Source organism: Pontibacterium sinense, from assembly GCF_015209595.1.
GTDB lineage: Bacteria > Pseudomonadota > Gammaproteobacteria > Pseudomonadales > Balneatricaceae > Pontibacterium > Pontibacterium sinense.
On sequence record NZ_JADEYS010000027.1, the window covers coordinates 38,772 to 56,224 of the forward strand.

At 48.2% G+C, this 17,453-nt stretch carries 23 protein-coding genes; 5 read left to right on the top strand and 18 right to left on the bottom strand.

The window, feature by feature from the left end; translation table 11 throughout:
* Positions 1–141: 141 nt before the first annotated feature.
* From IOQ59_RS19370 to IOQ59_RS19390, 5 genes are all read right to left on the bottom strand, one after another.
* Complete coding sequence (locus IOQ59_RS19370; RefSeq protein ID WP_193955122.1) at positions 142–567, bottom strand: group II truncated hemoglobin; 426 nt, start codon at positions 565–567, stop codon at positions 142–144.
* Positions 568–582: 15 nt separating this feature from the next.
* Positions 583–738: a DUF2986 domain-containing protein gene (locus IOQ59_RS19375; RefSeq protein ID WP_193955123.1), complete on the bottom strand. Its 156-nt coding sequence runs from the start codon at positions 736–738 to the stop codon at positions 583–585.
* Between the two features lie 117 nt (positions 739–855).
* The gene (locus IOQ59_RS19380) at positions 856–1,986 is read right to left on the bottom strand and encodes a YHYH protein (protein WP_193955124.1); all 1,131 of its coding nucleotides are present in this window, start codon (positions 1,984–1,986) and stop codon (positions 856–858) included.
* 232 nt (positions 1,987–2,218) lie between these two features.
* Positions 2,219–2,425, bottom strand: a complete 207-nt coding sequence (locus tag IOQ59_RS19385) for a cold-shock protein (RefSeq protein WP_193955125.1) — start codon at positions 2,423–2,425, stop codon at positions 2,219–2,221.
* 249 nt (positions 2,426–2,674) lie between these two features.
* Positions 2,675–3,580 carry a LysR family transcriptional regulator gene (locus IOQ59_RS19390; RefSeq protein ID WP_193955126.1) on the bottom strand — a complete coding sequence of 302 codons (906 nt, stop codon included), beginning with the start codon at positions 3,578–3,580 and terminating at the stop codon, positions 2,675–2,677.
* Between the two features lie 93 nt (positions 3,581–3,673).
* Here IOQ59_RS19390 and IOQ59_RS19395 point away from each other — a divergent pair, with 93 nt between their 5' ends.
* A complete protein-coding gene (locus tag IOQ59_RS19395; RefSeq protein WP_193955127.1) occupies positions 3,674–4,273 on the top strand; it encodes a short chain dehydrogenase in 600 nt (199 codons plus the stop codon).
* 64 nt (positions 4,274–4,337) lie between these two features.
* On the opposite strand, the gene IOQ59_RS19400 is transcribed toward IOQ59_RS19395, so the two are convergent.
* Positions 4,338–4,922, bottom strand: coding sequence for a TetR/AcrR family transcriptional regulator (locus IOQ59_RS19400; protein WP_193955128.1), 585 nt, complete (start codon positions 4,920–4,922; stop codon positions 4,338–4,340).
* Between the two features lie 109 nt (positions 4,923–5,031).
* Between IOQ59_RS19400 and IOQ59_RS19405 the strand changes: the two genes are divergently transcribed.
* Positions 5,032–5,571 (top strand): carboxymuconolactone decarboxylase family protein, encoded by a 540-nt coding sequence (locus IOQ59_RS19405; RefSeq protein ID WP_193955129.1) that lies wholly within the window; start codon positions 5,032–5,034, stop codon positions 5,569–5,571.
* 18 nt (positions 5,572–5,589) lie between these two features.
* On the opposite strand, the gene IOQ59_RS19410 is transcribed toward IOQ59_RS19405, so the two are convergent.
* The gene (locus tag IOQ59_RS19410) at positions 5,590–6,258 is read right to left on the bottom strand and encodes a tRNA (adenine(22)-N(1))-methyltransferase (RefSeq protein ID WP_193955130.1); all 669 of its coding nucleotides are present in this window, start codon (positions 6,256–6,258) and stop codon (positions 5,590–5,592) included.
* A 194-nt stretch (positions 6,259–6,452) separates the two neighbouring features.
* Between IOQ59_RS19410 and IOQ59_RS19415 the strand changes: the two genes are divergently transcribed.
* The gene (locus IOQ59_RS19415) at positions 6,453–6,944 is read left to right on the top strand and encodes a GNAT family N-acetyltransferase (RefSeq protein ID WP_193955131.1); all 492 of its coding nucleotides are present in this window, start codon (positions 6,453–6,455) and stop codon (positions 6,942–6,944) included.
* A 131-nt stretch (positions 6,945–7,075) separates the two neighbouring features.
* Here IOQ59_RS19415 and IOQ59_RS19420 read toward each other — a convergent pair whose 3' ends face one another.
* The 5 genes from IOQ59_RS19420 to IOQ59_RS19440 form a co-directional block, all read right to left on the bottom strand.
* Positions 7,076–7,765, bottom strand: coding sequence for a pseudouridine synthase (locus tag IOQ59_RS19420; RefSeq protein ID WP_193955132.1), 690 nt, complete (start codon positions 7,763–7,765; stop codon positions 7,076–7,078).
* Positions 7,766–7,814: 49 nt separating this feature from the next.
* On the bottom strand, positions 7,815–8,774 hold the full coding sequence (rho, locus tag IOQ59_RS19425; RefSeq protein ID WP_193955133.1) for a transcription termination factor Rho: 960 nt from the start codon (positions 8,772–8,774) through the stop codon (positions 7,815–7,817).
* Between the two features lie 98 nt (positions 8,775–8,872).
* Complete coding sequence (locus IOQ59_RS19430) at positions 8,873–9,349, bottom strand: alpha/beta hydrolase family protein (RefSeq protein WP_193955134.1); 477 nt, start codon at positions 9,347–9,349, stop codon at positions 8,873–8,875.
* Positions 9,322–10,089 (bottom strand): nuclear transport factor 2 family protein, encoded by a 768-nt coding sequence (locus IOQ59_RS19435; protein WP_193955135.1) that lies wholly within the window; start codon positions 10,087–10,089, stop codon positions 9,322–9,324. The genes IOQ59_RS19430 and IOQ59_RS19435 overlap by 28 nt, the downstream gene beginning before the upstream one ends.
* Before the next feature lie 72 nt (positions 10,090–10,161).
* Entirely contained in the window at positions 10,162–11,169 is a 1,008-nt protein-coding gene (locus IOQ59_RS19440; protein ID WP_193955136.1) for a hypothetical protein, read from the bottom strand.
* Positions 11,170–11,620: 451 nt separating this feature from the next.
* Here IOQ59_RS19440 and IOQ59_RS19445 point away from each other — a divergent pair, with 451 nt between their 5' ends.
* Positions 11,621–11,812, top strand: coding sequence for a hypothetical protein (locus IOQ59_RS19445; RefSeq protein ID WP_193955137.1), 192 nt, complete (start codon positions 11,621–11,623; stop codon positions 11,810–11,812).
* A 124-nt stretch (positions 11,813–11,936) separates the two neighbouring features.
* Here the strand turns inward: IOQ59_RS19445 and IOQ59_RS19450 are convergent, their stop codons facing one another.
* The 6 genes from IOQ59_RS19450 to IOQ59_RS19475 form a co-directional block, all read right to left on the bottom strand.
* Positions 11,937–12,479, bottom strand: coding sequence for a hypothetical protein (locus IOQ59_RS19450; protein ID WP_193955138.1), 543 nt, complete (start codon positions 12,477–12,479; stop codon positions 11,937–11,939).
* A 766-nt stretch (positions 12,480–13,245) separates the two neighbouring features.
* Positions 13,246–13,428: a hypothetical protein gene (locus IOQ59_RS19455; protein WP_193955139.1), complete on the bottom strand. Its 183-nt coding sequence runs from the start codon at positions 13,426–13,428 to the stop codon at positions 13,246–13,248.
* A gap of 152 nt (positions 13,429–13,580) precedes the next feature.
* Positions 13,581–13,883, bottom strand: a complete 303-nt coding sequence (locus IOQ59_RS19460) for a hypothetical protein (protein WP_193955140.1) — start codon at positions 13,881–13,883, stop codon at positions 13,581–13,583.
* Between the two features lie 45 nt (positions 13,884–13,928).
* On the bottom strand, positions 13,929–14,294 hold the full coding sequence (locus IOQ59_RS19465; RefSeq protein WP_193955141.1) for a hypothetical protein: 366 nt from the start codon (positions 14,292–14,294) through the stop codon (positions 13,929–13,931).
* Positions 14,295–14,366: 72 nt separating this feature from the next.
* Entirely contained in the window at positions 14,367–15,083 is a 717-nt protein-coding gene (locus IOQ59_RS19470; protein WP_193955142.1) for an RluA family pseudouridine synthase, read from the bottom strand.
* 163 nt (positions 15,084–15,246) lie between these two features.
* The gene (locus tag IOQ59_RS19475) at positions 15,247–15,537 is read right to left on the bottom strand and encodes a YdeI/OmpD-associated family protein (protein ID WP_228051034.1); all 291 of its coding nucleotides are present in this window, start codon (positions 15,535–15,537) and stop codon (positions 15,247–15,249) included.
* A gap of 140 nt (positions 15,538–15,677) precedes the next feature.
* On the opposite strand from IOQ59_RS19475, the gene IOQ59_RS19480 reads away from it, so the two are divergent.
* On the top strand, positions 15,678–16,184 hold the full coding sequence (locus IOQ59_RS19480) for a YcxB family protein (RefSeq protein ID WP_193955143.1): 507 nt from the start codon (positions 15,678–15,680) through the stop codon (positions 16,182–16,184).
* Positions 16,185–17,453: the final 1,269 nt, after the last annotated feature.

The following is a 17,453-nucleotide window of genomic DNA, read 5'->3' on the forward strand; positions in this document are numbered from 1 at the left end:
TGATCAGTCAGCGCATGCTCGGCGTCGAAGCGCACATCGAGCTTCGGTCAAAATACGCTCAACCGTGTACGGTGGTGGCGAGATTTACACCCGCAGCGCCCGATCATTTAAGAGCTACGGGTAACTAATCAAATGCCGCAGCTAGTCTTGCGTACGGCAACGCTCAGCAGGCACAAACAGCTGTTTCATAAGGTAGGCTTTGAAATCATCTGGGTAATCCATAAAGGTCAGCGCGTGTTCCATACACGCCAGCCAGGCATCGCGTTCAACGGCACCAATTGGCAAATGAGCGTGAGCGTGCGGAATACGAATGGAGCCGTACTTCTCGGAATACAGCTTTGGACCACCCAACCAGCCGCTTAAAAAGCGCGCCAGCTTGTCGCGTGACTCTTCCAGATCATCTGGATGCATTTTACGGATGCCCTCGGCAACCGGCAGACTCTCCATCGCATCATAGAAGTGATCAACCAGCACGCGAATACCGTCTACACCACCCGCTGACAGGAAAGAGGTATCACCCACGCCATAGGCCGGTTGAGTCGTGTCGGGTTCAGAGATGGAATGCATGATCAGCTCCTACTATCACTCGGCAACGGCAGCGTTGCCTGCTTCAGAATTCTCCAACTTTTCGCGGTCAGCTTTTGAAACATAACGCGGCTTGTTGGACATCTGGTTTTTAGCGTTGGCCTTTTTAGCCTTCTTAGTCAGAATCTGTGTGATCTTTTTACGTCTGTTCATTGTGCTGCTGTAAACCCGTTAGAGATTTTAAGAGCTACATGATACAGGTAGAAGCCCACTGGGTGTTAGTAACCCGGTGCGGCAGCATAGCGCGAACGGCCAACTCACAATGGACTCTTAGCCTGGAATAACAAACAACTCGCCATCACGCTGCTGGCAGACACCGGAAATCCTGTGCCCAAATGGCGTAGTAAAACTTACTCGATCACCTTTATCACGGCCCTTACACGCATCAATCGCCTCTTGTGGTGGCCGTCGCATTCCACCCGACCCGCCTTGCGGCTGTCTCATGCCACGCGAGTGTTGCCGCTGCGAGCCATCAACACCGTGACTAGCTGCACGATCCTGTCCACTGCCGGGACCACGCATAAAGCTGCGATCCGGCGTCCCGTGAAAGCAACGGGGAATAAAGGGAAAATTATCCGTCACCACGTAGTAATAGGTCCCCTCGGGGTATTCAGCCGTTATACCACTGCGTCCATTACAATCGTCCAGATCTCCCAAACCGGCGATATATTCGTAGTCCTGAACAAAGGAGCCATCATAACGACCGCCGGGACCATCAGGACGCTGACCACCCTTTACCTGATAACTCCCTCTCAGCTTCTGCATCCCGGATCGATCATCAATAGGATTGCGATAACCATAAGGCCCATAGATCGGAAAACCGTCCGCCGCATATCCCAGTAAAATCGGCACACTCGAATCAGAATAACGCTCCAGCAAGCCGGTCGGCAATCCATGGTAGTGATAGGATCCGGTCGGCTGAACATGGGCATTGTTGCGATCCACACCCAAGTCCACCGCCCCACTCAACGCTTCATACTGCCAACCGGATCGTGGATTACCTCGCCAGAATTCGGCGGCACCGGGATCAAACGGCACGCCGTTGATCGCCACACCAAACGGCCACATCCCCAATGGCGTTGTACTCTCCCGATAAATCGGTTTTACCGGTACCCGATAGGTTACAGATTGCTCGCGAATAGCAGTCGGGTTATTGGCATTAGGGAAGCGTCCCGTGTTGTGCTCAGGTAAACCGTTCGAACTGATCAGACGGTAGTTTCCATCAACACGTATGTGCGCCTCGGCATACGCGGGGCTGATCAACATATCGACCAATGTGCGTATCACACCGGGTTGCTCACCTTCCCAGCCAACCCATCGCTCACTGTTCTGCTGATGAGCGTACGCAGCGTGTCCCGATAAGGATATCGCCAGCGCCAGCCCAGAGATCCATATGCGCATTACATCTCTCCTTCTTAGTCGCGGATAGAGGTTAAACCATATGCAACGAATAAGGGGAAAATGTGAGGAAATAACAGGAAAAGCGTAAAAAAGGAAAAGCACGGGGCGTGATGGGATCAGAAACGGGGAGAAAAGGTAAAACTCGGGCAATAAAAAAGGGCAAGACCCAAAAGCCTTACCCTCTCTTCATCCAACGTAAGCTAGCTCACATTGGTTGTAGCTGAATCTAAAATTAGATTGCTACGATGTTCTCAGCCTGAGGACCTTTCTGGCCCTGAGTAACAGAGAACTCAACACGCTGACCTTCAGTCAGAGTTTTGAAGCCGGAACCAGAGATAGCGCTGAAGTGAGCGAATACGTCTGGGCCGTTTTCCTGTTCGATGAAACCGAAACCTTTAGTTTCGTTGAACCATTTAACTGTGCCAGTAACAGTAGCCATTATAATCTTTCCTAACGTAAATAAATAAGAGTGCCTTCAAGAGGCGTAAATAGCGTGAAAAATTGACTGTTATTTAAGAACTTCAGGACGAGGTATCATGAATACTTCGACGTAACGCAGCTTAATAAACGAGTGACTTTCTTTCGAGCTGGCGCTTAGTTTATAGAGATTCTTCTCAGAGTCAACGCCTGTGTGCTGAAACTTTCTAATATAGTGACAAATATTTTTCGCGTTCTTCTGAGGCCCTTTTCAGCCCTTGTCCTTGGGACGATACTCAAGCAAATAATCCACCAGCGATTTCAGTGCCGGGCTGGCCATACGGTTCGCTGGATACACCAGTGATACCGGCACTTTGGGCAATTGGTACTCACTAAGAATGTGCACTAACTCCCCCCGATCAACGTATTCCTGCACCAGAAATTCCGGCAACAATGCGACACCATGCCCCGCTGCGGCAAACTCTGCGGCCAACCCTCCCTGATTCACCTCGATGGTGCCTTGCACACTTACCTGCTGCTCACCTTTATTCGTATTGTATCGCCAACGCCTGGGCGTACGGATCGAACTGTCTAATACACATTGGTGACTGGCTAACTCTTCAGGGTGTTTGGGTGTACCGTGCTGCAACAGATAATCAGGACTGGCGACAAAGTGCACACTCAGCGTTGTGAATTGACGGGCGATCAGGCTTGAATCTGGCAAATCACCCACACGGATCGCCAGATCAACGCCCTCTTCGACTAAGTTCACAAAGCGATTGACCAACATCCACGACAAGGTCACGTCGGGATGCAAACTCAGAAAGTCACTCACCTTCTTCTGAATACCCAAACGGCCAATGTTTATCGGGGTGGTCATCCGCAGATGGCCCGTCACCTTTTGCTGGCGCGCTGAGGTCAGCATTTCAAGCGAATCCAACCGCTCCAGCACATCTTTAAACTGTTCCAGATAAAACTGTCCCTCCGCTGTCAGATGCATCGCCCGGGTGGTGCGATACAACAACTGACAATCAAAGTGTTTCTCCAGATCTGACACTTGCCGGCTGACCGCAGACGTGACCAGATTTAGCGTCTGAGACGCAGCCGTAAAGCTTTGATGATCAACCACCACAAGAAAGGTCCGCATCGCTTTGATCAGATCAATATTTCTTTTCATGAGAATAATGTTTTCTTTTTGGCGTTATTTTTCATTCTAACGCACAAGATTACGCTTATCCCCTATCAACGAATACAACAGGTGGAGCACAACATGAAAATTCTGGTCATTGGCGCAACAGGCACAATCGGTAAAGCGGTCGCAGATCGTCTGAGCAACCAACACGAAGTTATCGCCACAGGGTATCGCGATGGAGATGTAACGGTCGATCTGGGCAATGCAGAATCAATTAAGGCGATGTTTGAGAAAACCGGTCCCGTTGATGCCGTCGTTTCAACCGCAGGCCTCGCAAACTTCGGCCCGCTTAGTGAGCAAAGCGATGCAGATTACACACTGGCGCTGAACAATAAGCTTATGGGCCAAGTCAATCTGATACGTATCGGGCGCGACTTCGTAACCAACCATGGCTCAATCACGCTAACATCTGGCATTTTGTCACGCCAACCGATGCCCGGCAGCGCATCAATCAGCATGGCCAATGGCGCACTGGAAAGTTACGTCAAAGCCGCAGCACTGGAGCTGGAGAACATTCGCGTCAATGTTGTCGCTCCTGCGTTTGTAAAAGAGACCATGGAGATGATGGGGATGGATTCAACCTACGGCGTGTCTGCGGTTGATACATCGATTGCATACGATGTGGCCGTCAATGGTGACATGCACGGTGAAACACTGGACGTAACCGATTATCTATAAGGGATACACGCGATAACGCGCCAGACACTGAGCCGGTATGGACTGCCGGCTCAGGATCGGCCTTTCAGACACGAATCCGACTGAAGGCATCATCCAACAAATGACGTACCGCGCCCTGATCACCGGTACTTTGATAATAACTGCGCATCCCAATCAACTGAACTTGCAGGCTGCGCGCGACCCGTTGCGGATCATCATCGGCACAGACCTCCCCTGCAACCTGAGCAGAACGGATAATATCCGTGAACAGATGCTCCATCGTACTTAACGAAGCAATCGCTTGTGCCCGCAGTTCAGCATGAGCCTCTGTCAGCTCCGTCAGGGTTTTAATCAACATACAGACCTGCCCCGCCTCTCCCAGCACGGGCTCAAACAACACCCGTTCAAAGAAGCTGTGCAAACCGTCCAAACCACTTGCGTGCTCCGCCAGCCTTTCATCGAGGATGCCGGACATGCAACTCGCATAGTGCTTTAAGGCTTCAGCGTACAAATCCTCTTTGCTACCAAACGCCGCATAGATACTGCCCGGTCGCATATCGACGGCCTGCTGCAGATCTCGCGTTGACGTTGCCCCAAAACCCTTCTGCCAAAACAACAGCATCGCTTTGTGGATCACATCTTCACGGTTGTACCTGGCGATATTAGGCATCGGTATTCCTGTCTTGATTCATGGACAAATTTTATCTTGATCACTTGATCAACTACAAGTAGCCTGAACTTGATCACTCGATCAACTTCAACCCCAAAGGACAGAACCGATGAACAACTTTGAAGTCCACACTCAGGAATCTGCACCCGAAAACAGCAAACCGCTGCTGGATAACTCGATCAAAGCCTTTGGCAGCATTCCAAGCTTGCATGGCATCATGGCTGAATCACCTGAACTGCTTGAGGCATATCAGATGCTGCACAAGCTGTTTCAGGACACATCGCTTAACAAGGAAGAGTTGACCGTGGTCTGGCAGACCATCAACGTCGAGCACGAATGCCATTACTGTGTTCCGGCACACGCAGCGATTGCCAGCATGATGAATGTTGACGACGCACTGACTCAGGCGATGCGTAATCGCGAGCCCCTGGGAGACACTAAATTGCAGGCGCTGCACGATATGACACTGTCGGTTTTACGCAACCGCGGGCAAGTTTCAGAAGAGGAAGTCGCAAAGTTTTATGCGGCCGGATATGGCCCGAAACAGCTACTGGAGATTATTCTGGGGATGTCACAGAAGGTGATGAGTAACTACGTGAATCACCTCGCGGATACACCTCTGGACGAGCGGTTCGCCAAATTTGCGTAAGGCAACAGCGCGCTAAATTCAGACAGAGGGCAGCAGTCCCCGATAGTCCGCAAGAATACGGTCTGCCTGCTGCCCTGCATTTTTCTCCATGCGCGTGTAATGCGCGATGGTACGCTCCAGGTATTCCCGATCTGACTCGCGAGAGAGATCCCACATCTGCGATCCTGCGGTGGCAATCGGTTTATCGCTGTGATTCGATACGTGGATCACCTCATAGAACTTCTGCTTATCTTCCACCAGCACTTCATCGATCAAACCATACCCCAACTCGATAAGCAGGCTTCTCAGTTGATACTGCTGGCGCACCGGACACAGTATAAACTCCAGCGCGTGATCGGGATGCGCCTCGGTGATCGCACGCACCATATCCATCGTCAGATCCCCACCCACGCCTGCGATAATAACCAGCTGTTTAGAATCGGGATCAGATAACGTCAGACGAGAAACGTCCTCACAATGCACCTGCCAGCCACGCCCGATCAACGCGTCATTCAACTGGCTCTCCAGTTGTGTCTGGATGGCATCGGTTAACGACTCAACCACATCCACAAAATGCACGGTTTTGGCTGCACCCCGCTTGAGCAACGCCGTGCCTAGGTAACCATGGTCGCAACAACAGTCCCAAATGTGGTCGTATGGGGTGGTGATCATCTGGTCGATTTGCTGAAGGCGTTGGCTGAGTTTCAAGAGTCAGATCCGGTCAGAAGAGTTGAAGGCGCCTATCATATCCATGTCCGGCACACAGGCAAATGGGATTTGATACCTGTGATCGAAAATATCAGTGCCGACCCTCTGCACCCTGCCTTATACTCTCGCACGGCCCAAAACGCTGCGCGTCAAACCGCATCAACCAAGACCACTGCAATCAAAGGACGACTCGCGTGTCTGAGATCACCACCTATTATCTGGAAATGAAGAACGTCGCCCAGTTAAACGGCAAAGACCAGCCTGATCAACTGAGCGTCGTTGAGGTGGAAAACGATCAGTTCGAGCTGAACCGCTTCCTCTACCAACTTGTCGGTGCCCAATGGCAGTGGACGGACAAACTGGCCCTCTCGGATGACGCTTGGAAACACTACGCCGAAGATAAAAACCTGCGCACCTGGGTTGCCTACTCCCAAGGCGCGATTGCCGGATACTACGAACTGAGCAAGCAGGATAACGGTGTCGTCGAGATCGCTTACTTTGGCCTGACGCCACAGTGTATTGGTCGGGGATTTGGAGGTTATCTGCTCACCCATGCAATCAACTCAGCCTGGGGATGGGGAGGCACCGAGCGGGTATGGGTACACACCTGCAGCCTGGATCATAAGAGCGCACTTGCGAATTACACAGCACGCGGTTTTGAAATCTATAAAACAGAAACGGAATAGCAACGGTCGCGAGGAAGGTTCTGCAGAATCCCTCGCGCTAGCCCGCCCTTATAGCATCCCTCTTTAATGCCCTTCAGGATACCGAGGACTGGCAGCCCCCAACTCATCCAGCAGGCTTGGGGATATATCATTTAGCGGGAAAAGGACTTCACTTCATCCGCTGTTAAATACCGCCACTGCCGCTCCTCCACATCCAGCGCGACCTCACCGATTTGTTCACGATGCAGTGAAACAACACGATTACCCACCGCAGCAAACATCCGCTTAACCTGATGAAACTTTCCCTGAGTAATCGTCAGAAGCACTTCTTTGGGGTTAATCACTTCGAGCATAGCTGGCAAGGTCAGTTGCTCCTCCCCCTGCAACTTCACCCCACGCTTAAATTTATCCGCCACATCATCTGCAATCGGGCGAGACAATCCCACGCGGTAGACCTTCTGGCACTGAGAATTGGGCGTTGTGATATGGAATGACCAACGCCCGTCATCGGTGATCAACACCAGTCCTGTGGTATCCGCATCCAGACGACCCGCGATATGTAACTCATCCGCGCGCTCAATATCCACATACTTAAACAGGGACGGATAAACATCATCCACATTGGCGCAGATCGTCCCGGCGGGCTTGTGCATCAGGAGATAACGAAAAGCGCGGGGCTTAAGCGTTTGACCATCGAGTGTGATGCAGTTGTTTTCATGCACCTGAGTCCTTTCCTCAAGCACAACCTGCTCATTCACCCTCACCTCTCCGGCATTGATCAGCCGGACGGCATCCGCTCTTGTTAACTCAGTACTTTTACACACAAATCGATCAAGGCGCATGATAAGCAAGGTGCTGGATGGATATGGAAGACGGCGATTTCATCACGCGTTATGTATCTGACGAAAAAGCGTCTAACAGCTCTGCGTTTGTTGGATATTTTTCCAGTAACTCAACCAACTTCCCTGCGCCGTCTACCGGCCGAAGAGAGGTAAGGCTCCTCCGCAACGTTCTGACCTTTTCGATATCTTTCGAATCTAAAAGAAGCTCCTCACGGCGCGTGCTGCTTTTAGCAATATCCAACGCGGGGAAAATCCGATGACTGGCAACCTCGCGGGAGAGAACAACTTCCATATTCCCCGTGCCTTTGAACTCTTCGAATATCACCTGATCCATCCGGCTACCGGTGTCCACCAGCACGGTTGCCAGAATCGTCAGCGACCCACCGTTTTCGATATTTCGCGCAGCGCCAAACAGTTTTCGCGGTACTTCCAACGCTCGGGCATCAATACCACCTGACATGGTCCGACCGCTACTCCTGCGCTCGGCATTATGTACGCGAGAGAGCCTTGTCAGAGAATCAATCACAATCATGACATCATGGCCTTCACCCGCTTCTTTACGGGCAGCGCTAAGAAGGTCATCAGCCACACGTACGTGGTGGGCATAGCTTTCATCCGAGGATGAGGCGTGTACCTCAGCTGACACGCTGCGCTTAAAGTCAGTCACCTCTTCCGGTCGTTCATCAATGAGCAACGCATACAGCTTTATCTCGGGATACGCTTCGCCCACCGCCTGACAGATATGCTTTAGGGTGGTCGTTTTACCCGAGCCTGGAGGCGCAACAATCAACCCCCTCTGACCTCTCCCGATTGGCGTGATCAAATCCATTGCACGCATGGAACGTTGCTGAGAACCTGATGCCAAACGAATGCATGGAGAAGGATGGATAGCTACGCCATTTAAAAAGCGCTTTTCCGGATCATCATGAATTACATCTTTGCTCGCCTCCTCGACGGGTTTGGAGGGTTTATTTCGCTTTACCTTCAAAGATAGTGTTTTTCGCGTCATGATTTCGGCTTATCGCTCTGGATAATTGGGTGATGTTTAGCGTAGTGGCAGCAGTCTAACGAAGCTTTCGGGATAAATGTATCTCTGATCCCACTTATTCACTGAACTACATCTAACAAGTAGTCTGCGATATCTGCGCCAAGGGTGTTATGAAACGCGTCCCGATCAAACCCCTGCGGGTCTTCCGCTATCACACCCAGTTCACCTCTAATCGATTCCGGCAGCGGTGTGATGAATGAGTGGTGTCCAGCATTTGGGATTGTTCGATACGTGAGCCGTTCCTTAGATTTGAGATTCATCGCGATTATGTCTGAATGATAAGGCTCAGTCAGCACATCATCCCATTCAGCCCGCATCAGAAGTACGGGGACTTCGACTTGAGCCAACGCGTCCGATGATTTGAACATAACACCCACAGGGGCCATCAGGACGACCGCCTTAACCCGAGCATCACGTGTATTTTCAATACTGACCGATTCAATTTTTCCGGCCTTCGCTAAACCAAAGCTATTGTGACGCCTGCACATTACGTTAATTGGATGAGGTTTCAGAACTTTCCATTGTCGTTTTTCCATTCACTTTGCGGAGGAACTTTTTCTGTTGTATCCCAATGCTCCACAATCTTGCCACTCGAAAGGCGGTACAGGTCATAGAACGACGAATGAACTCCATCCAAATACCCTTCGCAGACCGATAGTACAAAGTTACCGTCTGCCAGTAATCGATGTAATCTGTTGTATTGGATGTATGCGCCCGCATCAGACGTCTTCAGTACAAGGGCGGCTTCCAATGAAGATAAACCATCAGCCAAACGCGGGTTGTGCTCGATATAGGTTTCTGTAGAAACAAATTGCGGAAGGTTTTGCTGTTGGCCGTCGATCAGAACATCGCTAACAAACGCCCTGACGAGCTCTCGATTGGTTTCCGTCTTCTCAATATCCCTAACCTCGGACTCACCATCAACCATCGAGTGACCAGACAGATTTGGCCCCTTCCGTGACTGAATATTATCCCAATGTTCAACCGTTTGATCGCCTTCAAACCTAAAGACTTCAAAGCCGACTCGCGAGCTGCTGAACTCATATTCCGTATGGCCAAAGACATAGTCTCCATCAGAAAAGATACGAACGATATTGACCCTGGGAGAGCTTTTAGCCAGACGCTTGAACAATGCAGCCAGCCCCTCACCACCTTCTTGAGTTTGAGGGTTGTGCTGGATGTATTTATCGGGATTAACAACGTATGTAGAAGCCTCGTCGCCAGTCTCTATACCTTTTAACAAAGCTCGAATCTGTTCTTTTCGCTGTGCAGTCATAGGGCGTTCCAGTTTGAGATCTGACAGGGATGAGCATCATAGATGACGAACTTGCCAGGCTTTGAAAAATATCTAAGCCTCTCTAATTTCGGGGATATTTTCTTTTACAACAGCAGGCAGTTTCGCCACCAAATAGACTCTTACACGATGCCAAAATACAGACAATAACAAAAGCGCTCCCCCCATAAGAACCCCCGTTAATGCAAAACTATAGCCTACCCCACCGTATGCTTTAATCAGGCTAGAAAGTGCATAAAGCACATACACTAACGATGAAACCATGAAAGCGCGCCGATCAATGACAATCGAAATTGAAGTCATAAATACGTACAAAACTACAACAGCAGCCATACTCACCAGACTTTCATTTCCATCAAGCACTCCTAGCTTTGAAAAGACAGGATGAATAATCAGTGGCGCTGAAAGCAAGTGCAACCAAAAAGCCACATCAGAATTTCGTGTTATTCTCTTTGTATCAGAAGAGTCCCAGTACATCGCAAAGATAAATGACAAAACACCGCAGATGAAGAGGATGACCAATAGCGAGTCGTTAGTGTCAGGAAAGATACTCATAGCAAGTGAAACCAAAAGCCCTACAGCTGCTGCCGTACCAACAGCGATAGTGATAGGAACCTTAAAGCGTAGCCAATGAAGATAGGCCGCTATGGTGGCTAGCGCAGCAGAAAGCATAAATGACATTTCTTTTGATCCCATAACAACAAAATCAGAAATCGAATAAACCCCTCCCACAAATGCCAATAACAACGCAATACCAGGCAGAGCCATTTTCCTTTTGAGCACAAAAATCTCAGAGAGAATCCACGATAAAACCGTAAATACTAACATCCCCAAAACATCGCTTTCAGCAATGAAGTTCACTACCCATAGACTAGAAAAAATCAGCAATAAACAGGCTATTACAATAAAGATATCATTGAACCCACCAACCAATTTGAAATTTTCTTCATCGACGGAAGGTGAATGTTTAGATGACGATAATAAAGCGCGAAACTCTTCAACAGCCGAATCTGTAAATACGCCTTTCTTTACCGCAAAATTCAAATCTTCATCTGTATACATATATATCCCTGATAGAGCCTAACGAGGCTGGCGGATTAGACATTTTGACGCAAATATATCCATCTACCGAAGCCCGGTCCTGTTTATTATAGCGTTCTGGTCGGAGCGATTAGTAGTTCACCCTAGCTCAGACCCGCTGTATCTATCTTTTCAGCCCGATATAAACACGATCCCAGCCATGTCCTGTCACTTAATGCCCTAGTTCATCCTGCATAGAGATCTTCTCGATACTGTTTACCATACAGTACATCAGCCCTGAGCGTTTACCTCGTTTTTACCTCTCAGACTGAAGCCTTTCAGACTTCTGGCGCTGTTGTGCGACTGGATACCCGCTAATCAGTTCAATAAACAAGACCTTCTCACCGCAAACTTAGGAGGTTTCTGTGCCCGCAGTAATACTTCGGGAATAAGCAAACAGAACGATTTTTGACAGAATGGCAGGATCATCATTGTGATCATTGCGATAACGGGACTCAAACAGGCTCATATCGAGGCCATCATCGACCCTATGATTGAGGGTGTATTTAAACGTGTCCGGCTGGACCTGATCCGCAAAACCGCAACGGAATCATCTTGGGCTGGTTACAATCGTAGTGTTTGTAACGTGTCATCCATTGCACTATCACCGGTACAGTTCTTGTGAACGACGCTAGCTGGAATCTGTCCGGTAAACTCAAGGGCGGAGGGATCTGTCCGACAGTTTAAAGGCCACTCCTACAGACGACCTTTAAACTGTCGCCTGTAGGAGTTTTTCTGCATCGATCCACTCAATGCGTATGCGGGCGTAGCTTAAAGGTCCCCGTCGTGTATCTGACGCCTTCAACTACAAAGGAGATAACCGTCTCGGAAGCGAAGTCTTTACCCATGAGGAATGTCGCATCGGCACCTGTGTCACCCGGAAAGATGAAGTAGTTCGTCTTGCTGTCACGGATGTTCCCTTTGCCGTCTTCATCTTCGTTCATCTCTATATTGCGAACCCGAAGCGCAACAGCCTTTGTGCCAGGTTTACTCAAAGAAACAGCGATCTCAGAGTTGAGAGGCAGATCAAATGGGTTGCCTCCGGCTTCATCCTTTGTCAGCCACAGTTCAAGGTCTCCCTTGTCATCGTGTAGTTTGAGTTCAGCGAAGCCCACATGCTGCTGAGCCGAAAACAGCGGCACCAAAATTCCATCATGTAAGGTATGACTGTGACTATGACCGTGGCCATGCGTGTGCCCATGGCTGTATGTATGGCCGCCCTTCTGTTGCACACACCCGGCGATGATGAACAGTAGCGACAACAGAAGCGCTGGTTTCGTGAATCCTGACATACTTTGTATTTCTCCTTTCTGCAGAACGCCAAGCTACCAGACAGGTACAACCAAGCTGTGGCTGTCTAGGACAACGTGTTGGCCGAGCGTTGAGCGCCTGGTACAGCTCGATCATAAAATCCTGATTACCGCTGCTAGGTTTTAACTAATTTAAAGGTTCGGGTTTAATAACAACCAAATAGGTATTTTTACTTGACCGTTTTAATAATGATTAACCCATTTCTGGTAACACGCCTAAACCGCTAAGGTTGGCTCGTGTTTTTAGAGCCTCTTTAGCGCAACTTATGAATCAGTCATCATCTTGCATAGGTATTGAATACTGACCTGATTTAAGACCGGATAATCTATCATCAATATTCGAAGTTTCTAAATCTGACAGGACTATAGATTCATTGTCAGGATAGAATATGTACTCATCTTTAAAGACATCAAACTTTATCTTTCCGAGAATTTGACCACTATCACTGATGCAATTAAGTTCTTGCTGGATTGGCCAGAACATCACCATCTTAAATCTCTCTTTTAAACATATTTTTCAGTGGATTATAATCGACTCAATGTTGCAGTAAACAGGTACCAAATTTACTACCCATTTTTAGAATACGTTTTAGCTTTGAAATTTAAGCACTCTTCTTAGTCTACTCATCGCGGGTAACTCGAAGATATAACGCCAAGGCAATGGACCGCGTTGTGGCGAAGCCACCCTTTTAGCGATCCAGCCGAAGGCGTTCATTGAGCGTCTTGCTATGTGCTTATTGGTTAAACCTTACACATCGTCGGGGCGATTTGTCTCGCTCCTGGCTTTTTTTGCGTTGTTTCTATCTGTTTTTTCCGCTCTCTTTTGCTTCTTGCGCTCATTTTTTTCAGTTAAGATCTTAATTGCCTCATCCTTCGATAAACTAGGGTGTTTAGCAAGTAACTCTGTAACCTTTTCATCAAACTTCGTCATTGGTAACCTCATACTGTGTAAGTCCGAATATAACAGGTATTTTCTTGATCCCGAAGCGGAGAGACACACAACGCCCGGTTTTGGGGCGGATTTGGAGCAGAGGAGCAGCGGAAAGGCAGTCCCAACCACGAAATGGCGACAATAGCTGGTTGTTATAGCTTTTGCATACGGTACACCTTGTATGTTGTTGGCTCTCCATAGCCTCTAACAACGATCAAGATGTTGTCAGCACTGCCACGAACATAGTAGGTGAATTCAACATATCCTAACTCTCTTGTCGTGCCGTGGTAGGTCAGTTTCTTCTTAAAATCAATGTTCAACACACTGCCTACAGACGCCTTAACTTCTGTATTATTAGAGATAAATGCCCTGCTTTTGTTGGCTTCATCGTCAGTCGCATGCCACAGGTGAAGTATCAGTGACACGACAAGGGTCAGTGCCACAAATCGCAGCACTCTTTTCAAACTCTTCCCTAACGTCGGACTCATAGGCCAACAGCCCTATTTATTACCTATTCGGGTGTTATATTCAGGATCAAACGCCGTAATTTTCAGTGCGTTTTTAAGTATATAGGTAACGCCATCAGTGTCGTTTTTATCAATATACACAATACTCCCGTCGACTAACTGAGCCTGCAGTTTCCGGTTTTGCTTTCCTTCAAGCCATTCCACGAATATCGACACCAGGTTTTCGATCAGGATCTCAGGGTTATCAGTACCGATCACTTCAATGGTTTCGTCCGTCGCAACCACAAACTGGCGTGTTACAGGTTGCTTACGAAATTCTATATCTCGCTTTTCAAGCAAACTCACAACCGTATTCTCAGGATCAAAAAGGACTAACTCAAACAACGTATCTGTATTCATTGATATGACCCTGTAACAAGGTAGTTAAGCGCACTGGAGTAATTCCCAATAATGAGATCAACCTAATGTCTCTTATGAAAACGGACAGGGACAATGCCCGTGAACCGGTTCGCCGCTCGTTGGATGTTCAAAATACAAGTCACTGGCGTGTAAGAGCAAACGCTCTGCCATCTGTTCACTGTGATCGCTTTTATACAGATCACAACCGAGAATGGGATGACCAAATGTCTGGCTGTGAATCCGTAATTGATGAGTACGCCCCGTCAGAGGGGTAAACTGCACCAGACTTCTACGCGGTTGCTCTAATCGCTGTAATACACTGTACTCACTTATAGCCGCTTTCCCTATGACAGGGCAGACTTTAACCAGTGGAAAGTAATCTTTATGCTTCGCTATCGCCGCAGAGATCTGGCCCTGATCATCTGTAACCCAACCCTCTAACATCGCGATATAACACTTTTTCACGGTACGCGCCTGAAACTGTCTATTCAGATGTTTCGCCGACGCAGCATTCAGCCCCACCACCATAACACCTGAAGTACCAAAATCTATTCGATGGGGTAACTTTGCTTCGGGGAATGCAGGGCTCACGCCCTCTTGCCCATGAACCAAACGGCAGTGGACCGAATCCCGGTTGAGAGGATTTTTACCCGACAAACTCAGCAGGCCACTGGGCTTATTGATCAACAGAATATCGTCATCCTGATACAGAATTTCAACAAAATCGCTACAGGGCGGCGCGACAAAGTCATCAAACGCGGTGAGCGACGTCGAACAAGTATCAGGCATTTAACATTCTCTGCATTGGGTTTATTACATAACACTTACATAACCAGAAAAATTGAGCTTGGCCAGCTTTTAGCCCATGCATCCTTAACGCTTTCCCATCAGCCGTCAGCTTTTGCCGCACGAACATGCACCAGCCCTGACTCCATCATCCGGCCCTCGCTTATCAAACGTTCAACATGCTCAGTGTTCCTTTGGACCCGTTACTACGCGCTCTTCTGGAAGTAATACGCTGGAGATAGGCCTGATCATCAATTGACTTCTTAACACCGTCGATCCGGCCCCAACACAGAGCCTCAACTACAACATCATCCCAAGTCACACTCGGAATCCCGGTTTTCTTCTTGAAGATCTTCACCCACAGCTGAGCTTCGGAAGCATGATTCATCTTGAACCACCAACTGAGTTCTTTCAGCGGTGTAAAGGTAATGACTGTCGCTGGATCAGGTTCCAGCATATAAAGGGATTCTCTTCTGCATAGTGCAGTGCCGCGCTCTGCGACAAGAAGTTTATTTTGCCGCTGATTAAGTTTCGCTAGCCAGATTTGGTAAACTAGCGTTTCTCTAAAATCGATCTTTACCTTCGCCAGGCTTCAGTATGACAGACACAGCCCCCCAAGACAGTAGCACCAGCACCGATCAGAGCAGCCACTATATCCTCAATCGTGAATACTTCACTGAGTGCTTCGATCAATCTGCCGACACTACCGTCAGCCTCAAAACATACCGTTTGGCAATACTACTGATCATCATGTCCGCCGTATTATTTATCGTAGAAGCTGAACCCCATATCGCATGGTTTCTACTCGCCCTCGGCGCTGTCGAACTGCTATCAATTCGCTATAAACGCAGTTGGTGGGTCGCCCGCCAAATGCTCAGCCGCAGAGCCAATAGCCGGGTTAATGTTCGGATTGATGAACAAGGTATCTATACTGACAGCAAGCACCATCAGCAAAGCATCCTCTGGGACGATATTGCTGAACTAAAGACCACTGAAAAAGGCTTTATCGTCATTCATAAGGGCGGCACTAACTACCTTTCAAGAACAGGTCTGGATAAGGATTTTTTGGCGCTATTAAACGATAAATCAAACGCTATAACCTAAGCCGAACGATCTGTATCCTAAAGCCCGAATAGATGACGGCTTGTTTAGCATCCAGATACCGCCATTCCTGACTGACGCTACCAATGCCTTATCGTCTTCCATGCACTTAACTGGATTAGGATTAGGCTCGTCCATATTCAGTTCTTTAGCTATGTCACAAATGCGAGACTTGAACAGTTACCTCGAATCTCATTCTGTGAAGCTTCGACACACTCGATAACTCCAGGGTGAACAGAGTCATCAGTCTCGTACTTCCAAAAGCAGGAATCATAAGCTCACAGAATGGCGCGACCTGAAATACTACACTCTTCAGCAATAACGGAGAGAGATAGAAAAGCCAGTAGTAGAACAGCGACCTTCATATGAGTGCCTTTTGTCCCTCAAGCATAAATCTTCGTTGCTACCACTCTGGAACATAATGATGTTTATGAGATTGTTCCACTATTCTTCTTTGAGACTTCTAACGCCTTACTCTACAGACCGAGCAAAATGAGGTTCTGCAGCAGCAACTGGTTATGTTCTTAAACCTCAATTTGATTCAATATTTTTATTCCAGAAGATACCAATTAATTTACTGCAACGAACCCAATTATCAACAACAGCACGGTAATAATCGAGATTAAAAACTTGATATCTAGCAGTTTCCACCAAGGTTCAGAGAGTAATTTATTTCTCGCTTCCCGTTCTTTCTTCGTTCCTTTTCTCTTTTTAGCCATGGTACACCTCCACGCTAGGGGTAAACCTAATTATAGAAGGTGTCTACTAATCGTGGGTAACTCGATGGTATAACTCCACCAACAAGGGCGAGCTTTAGCGAGTCCAGCGCAACTTGTTGCGCATTTGTGTTTGGCCTTGTTATGTATTGGATTCATTAGCTTTCCCTAAAGGCTCTCCACAGTTTCTGCAGCGATTGGTATATGGCCAGCAAAATCCAATAAAACCCCTCGTCGAACTAAAGCTCTTACCGCAGCTATTACATTTGTAAAAAACCATGTAAACAAATGAAAGCACGAACATAAGGAACGTGACTAGAAGCAACGAATCGGGCATCTGTACATAGCTAAAAAAGAATACAGTTAAGAATGTAATTACAGATATCCACCTTGCAGCCCTGAATATTGCTTCTGCCATACTTTCCTCCATGGATTACACATAGCGCCCAAATCATGGACGGCACCGCGCAGCGGTAACGTGATCTTCCCCCGAAAAAGTGGACACCACTTTCGCTTACGCCGTCATTGCTTCATATTCGACCGGGCTCCGGTAATT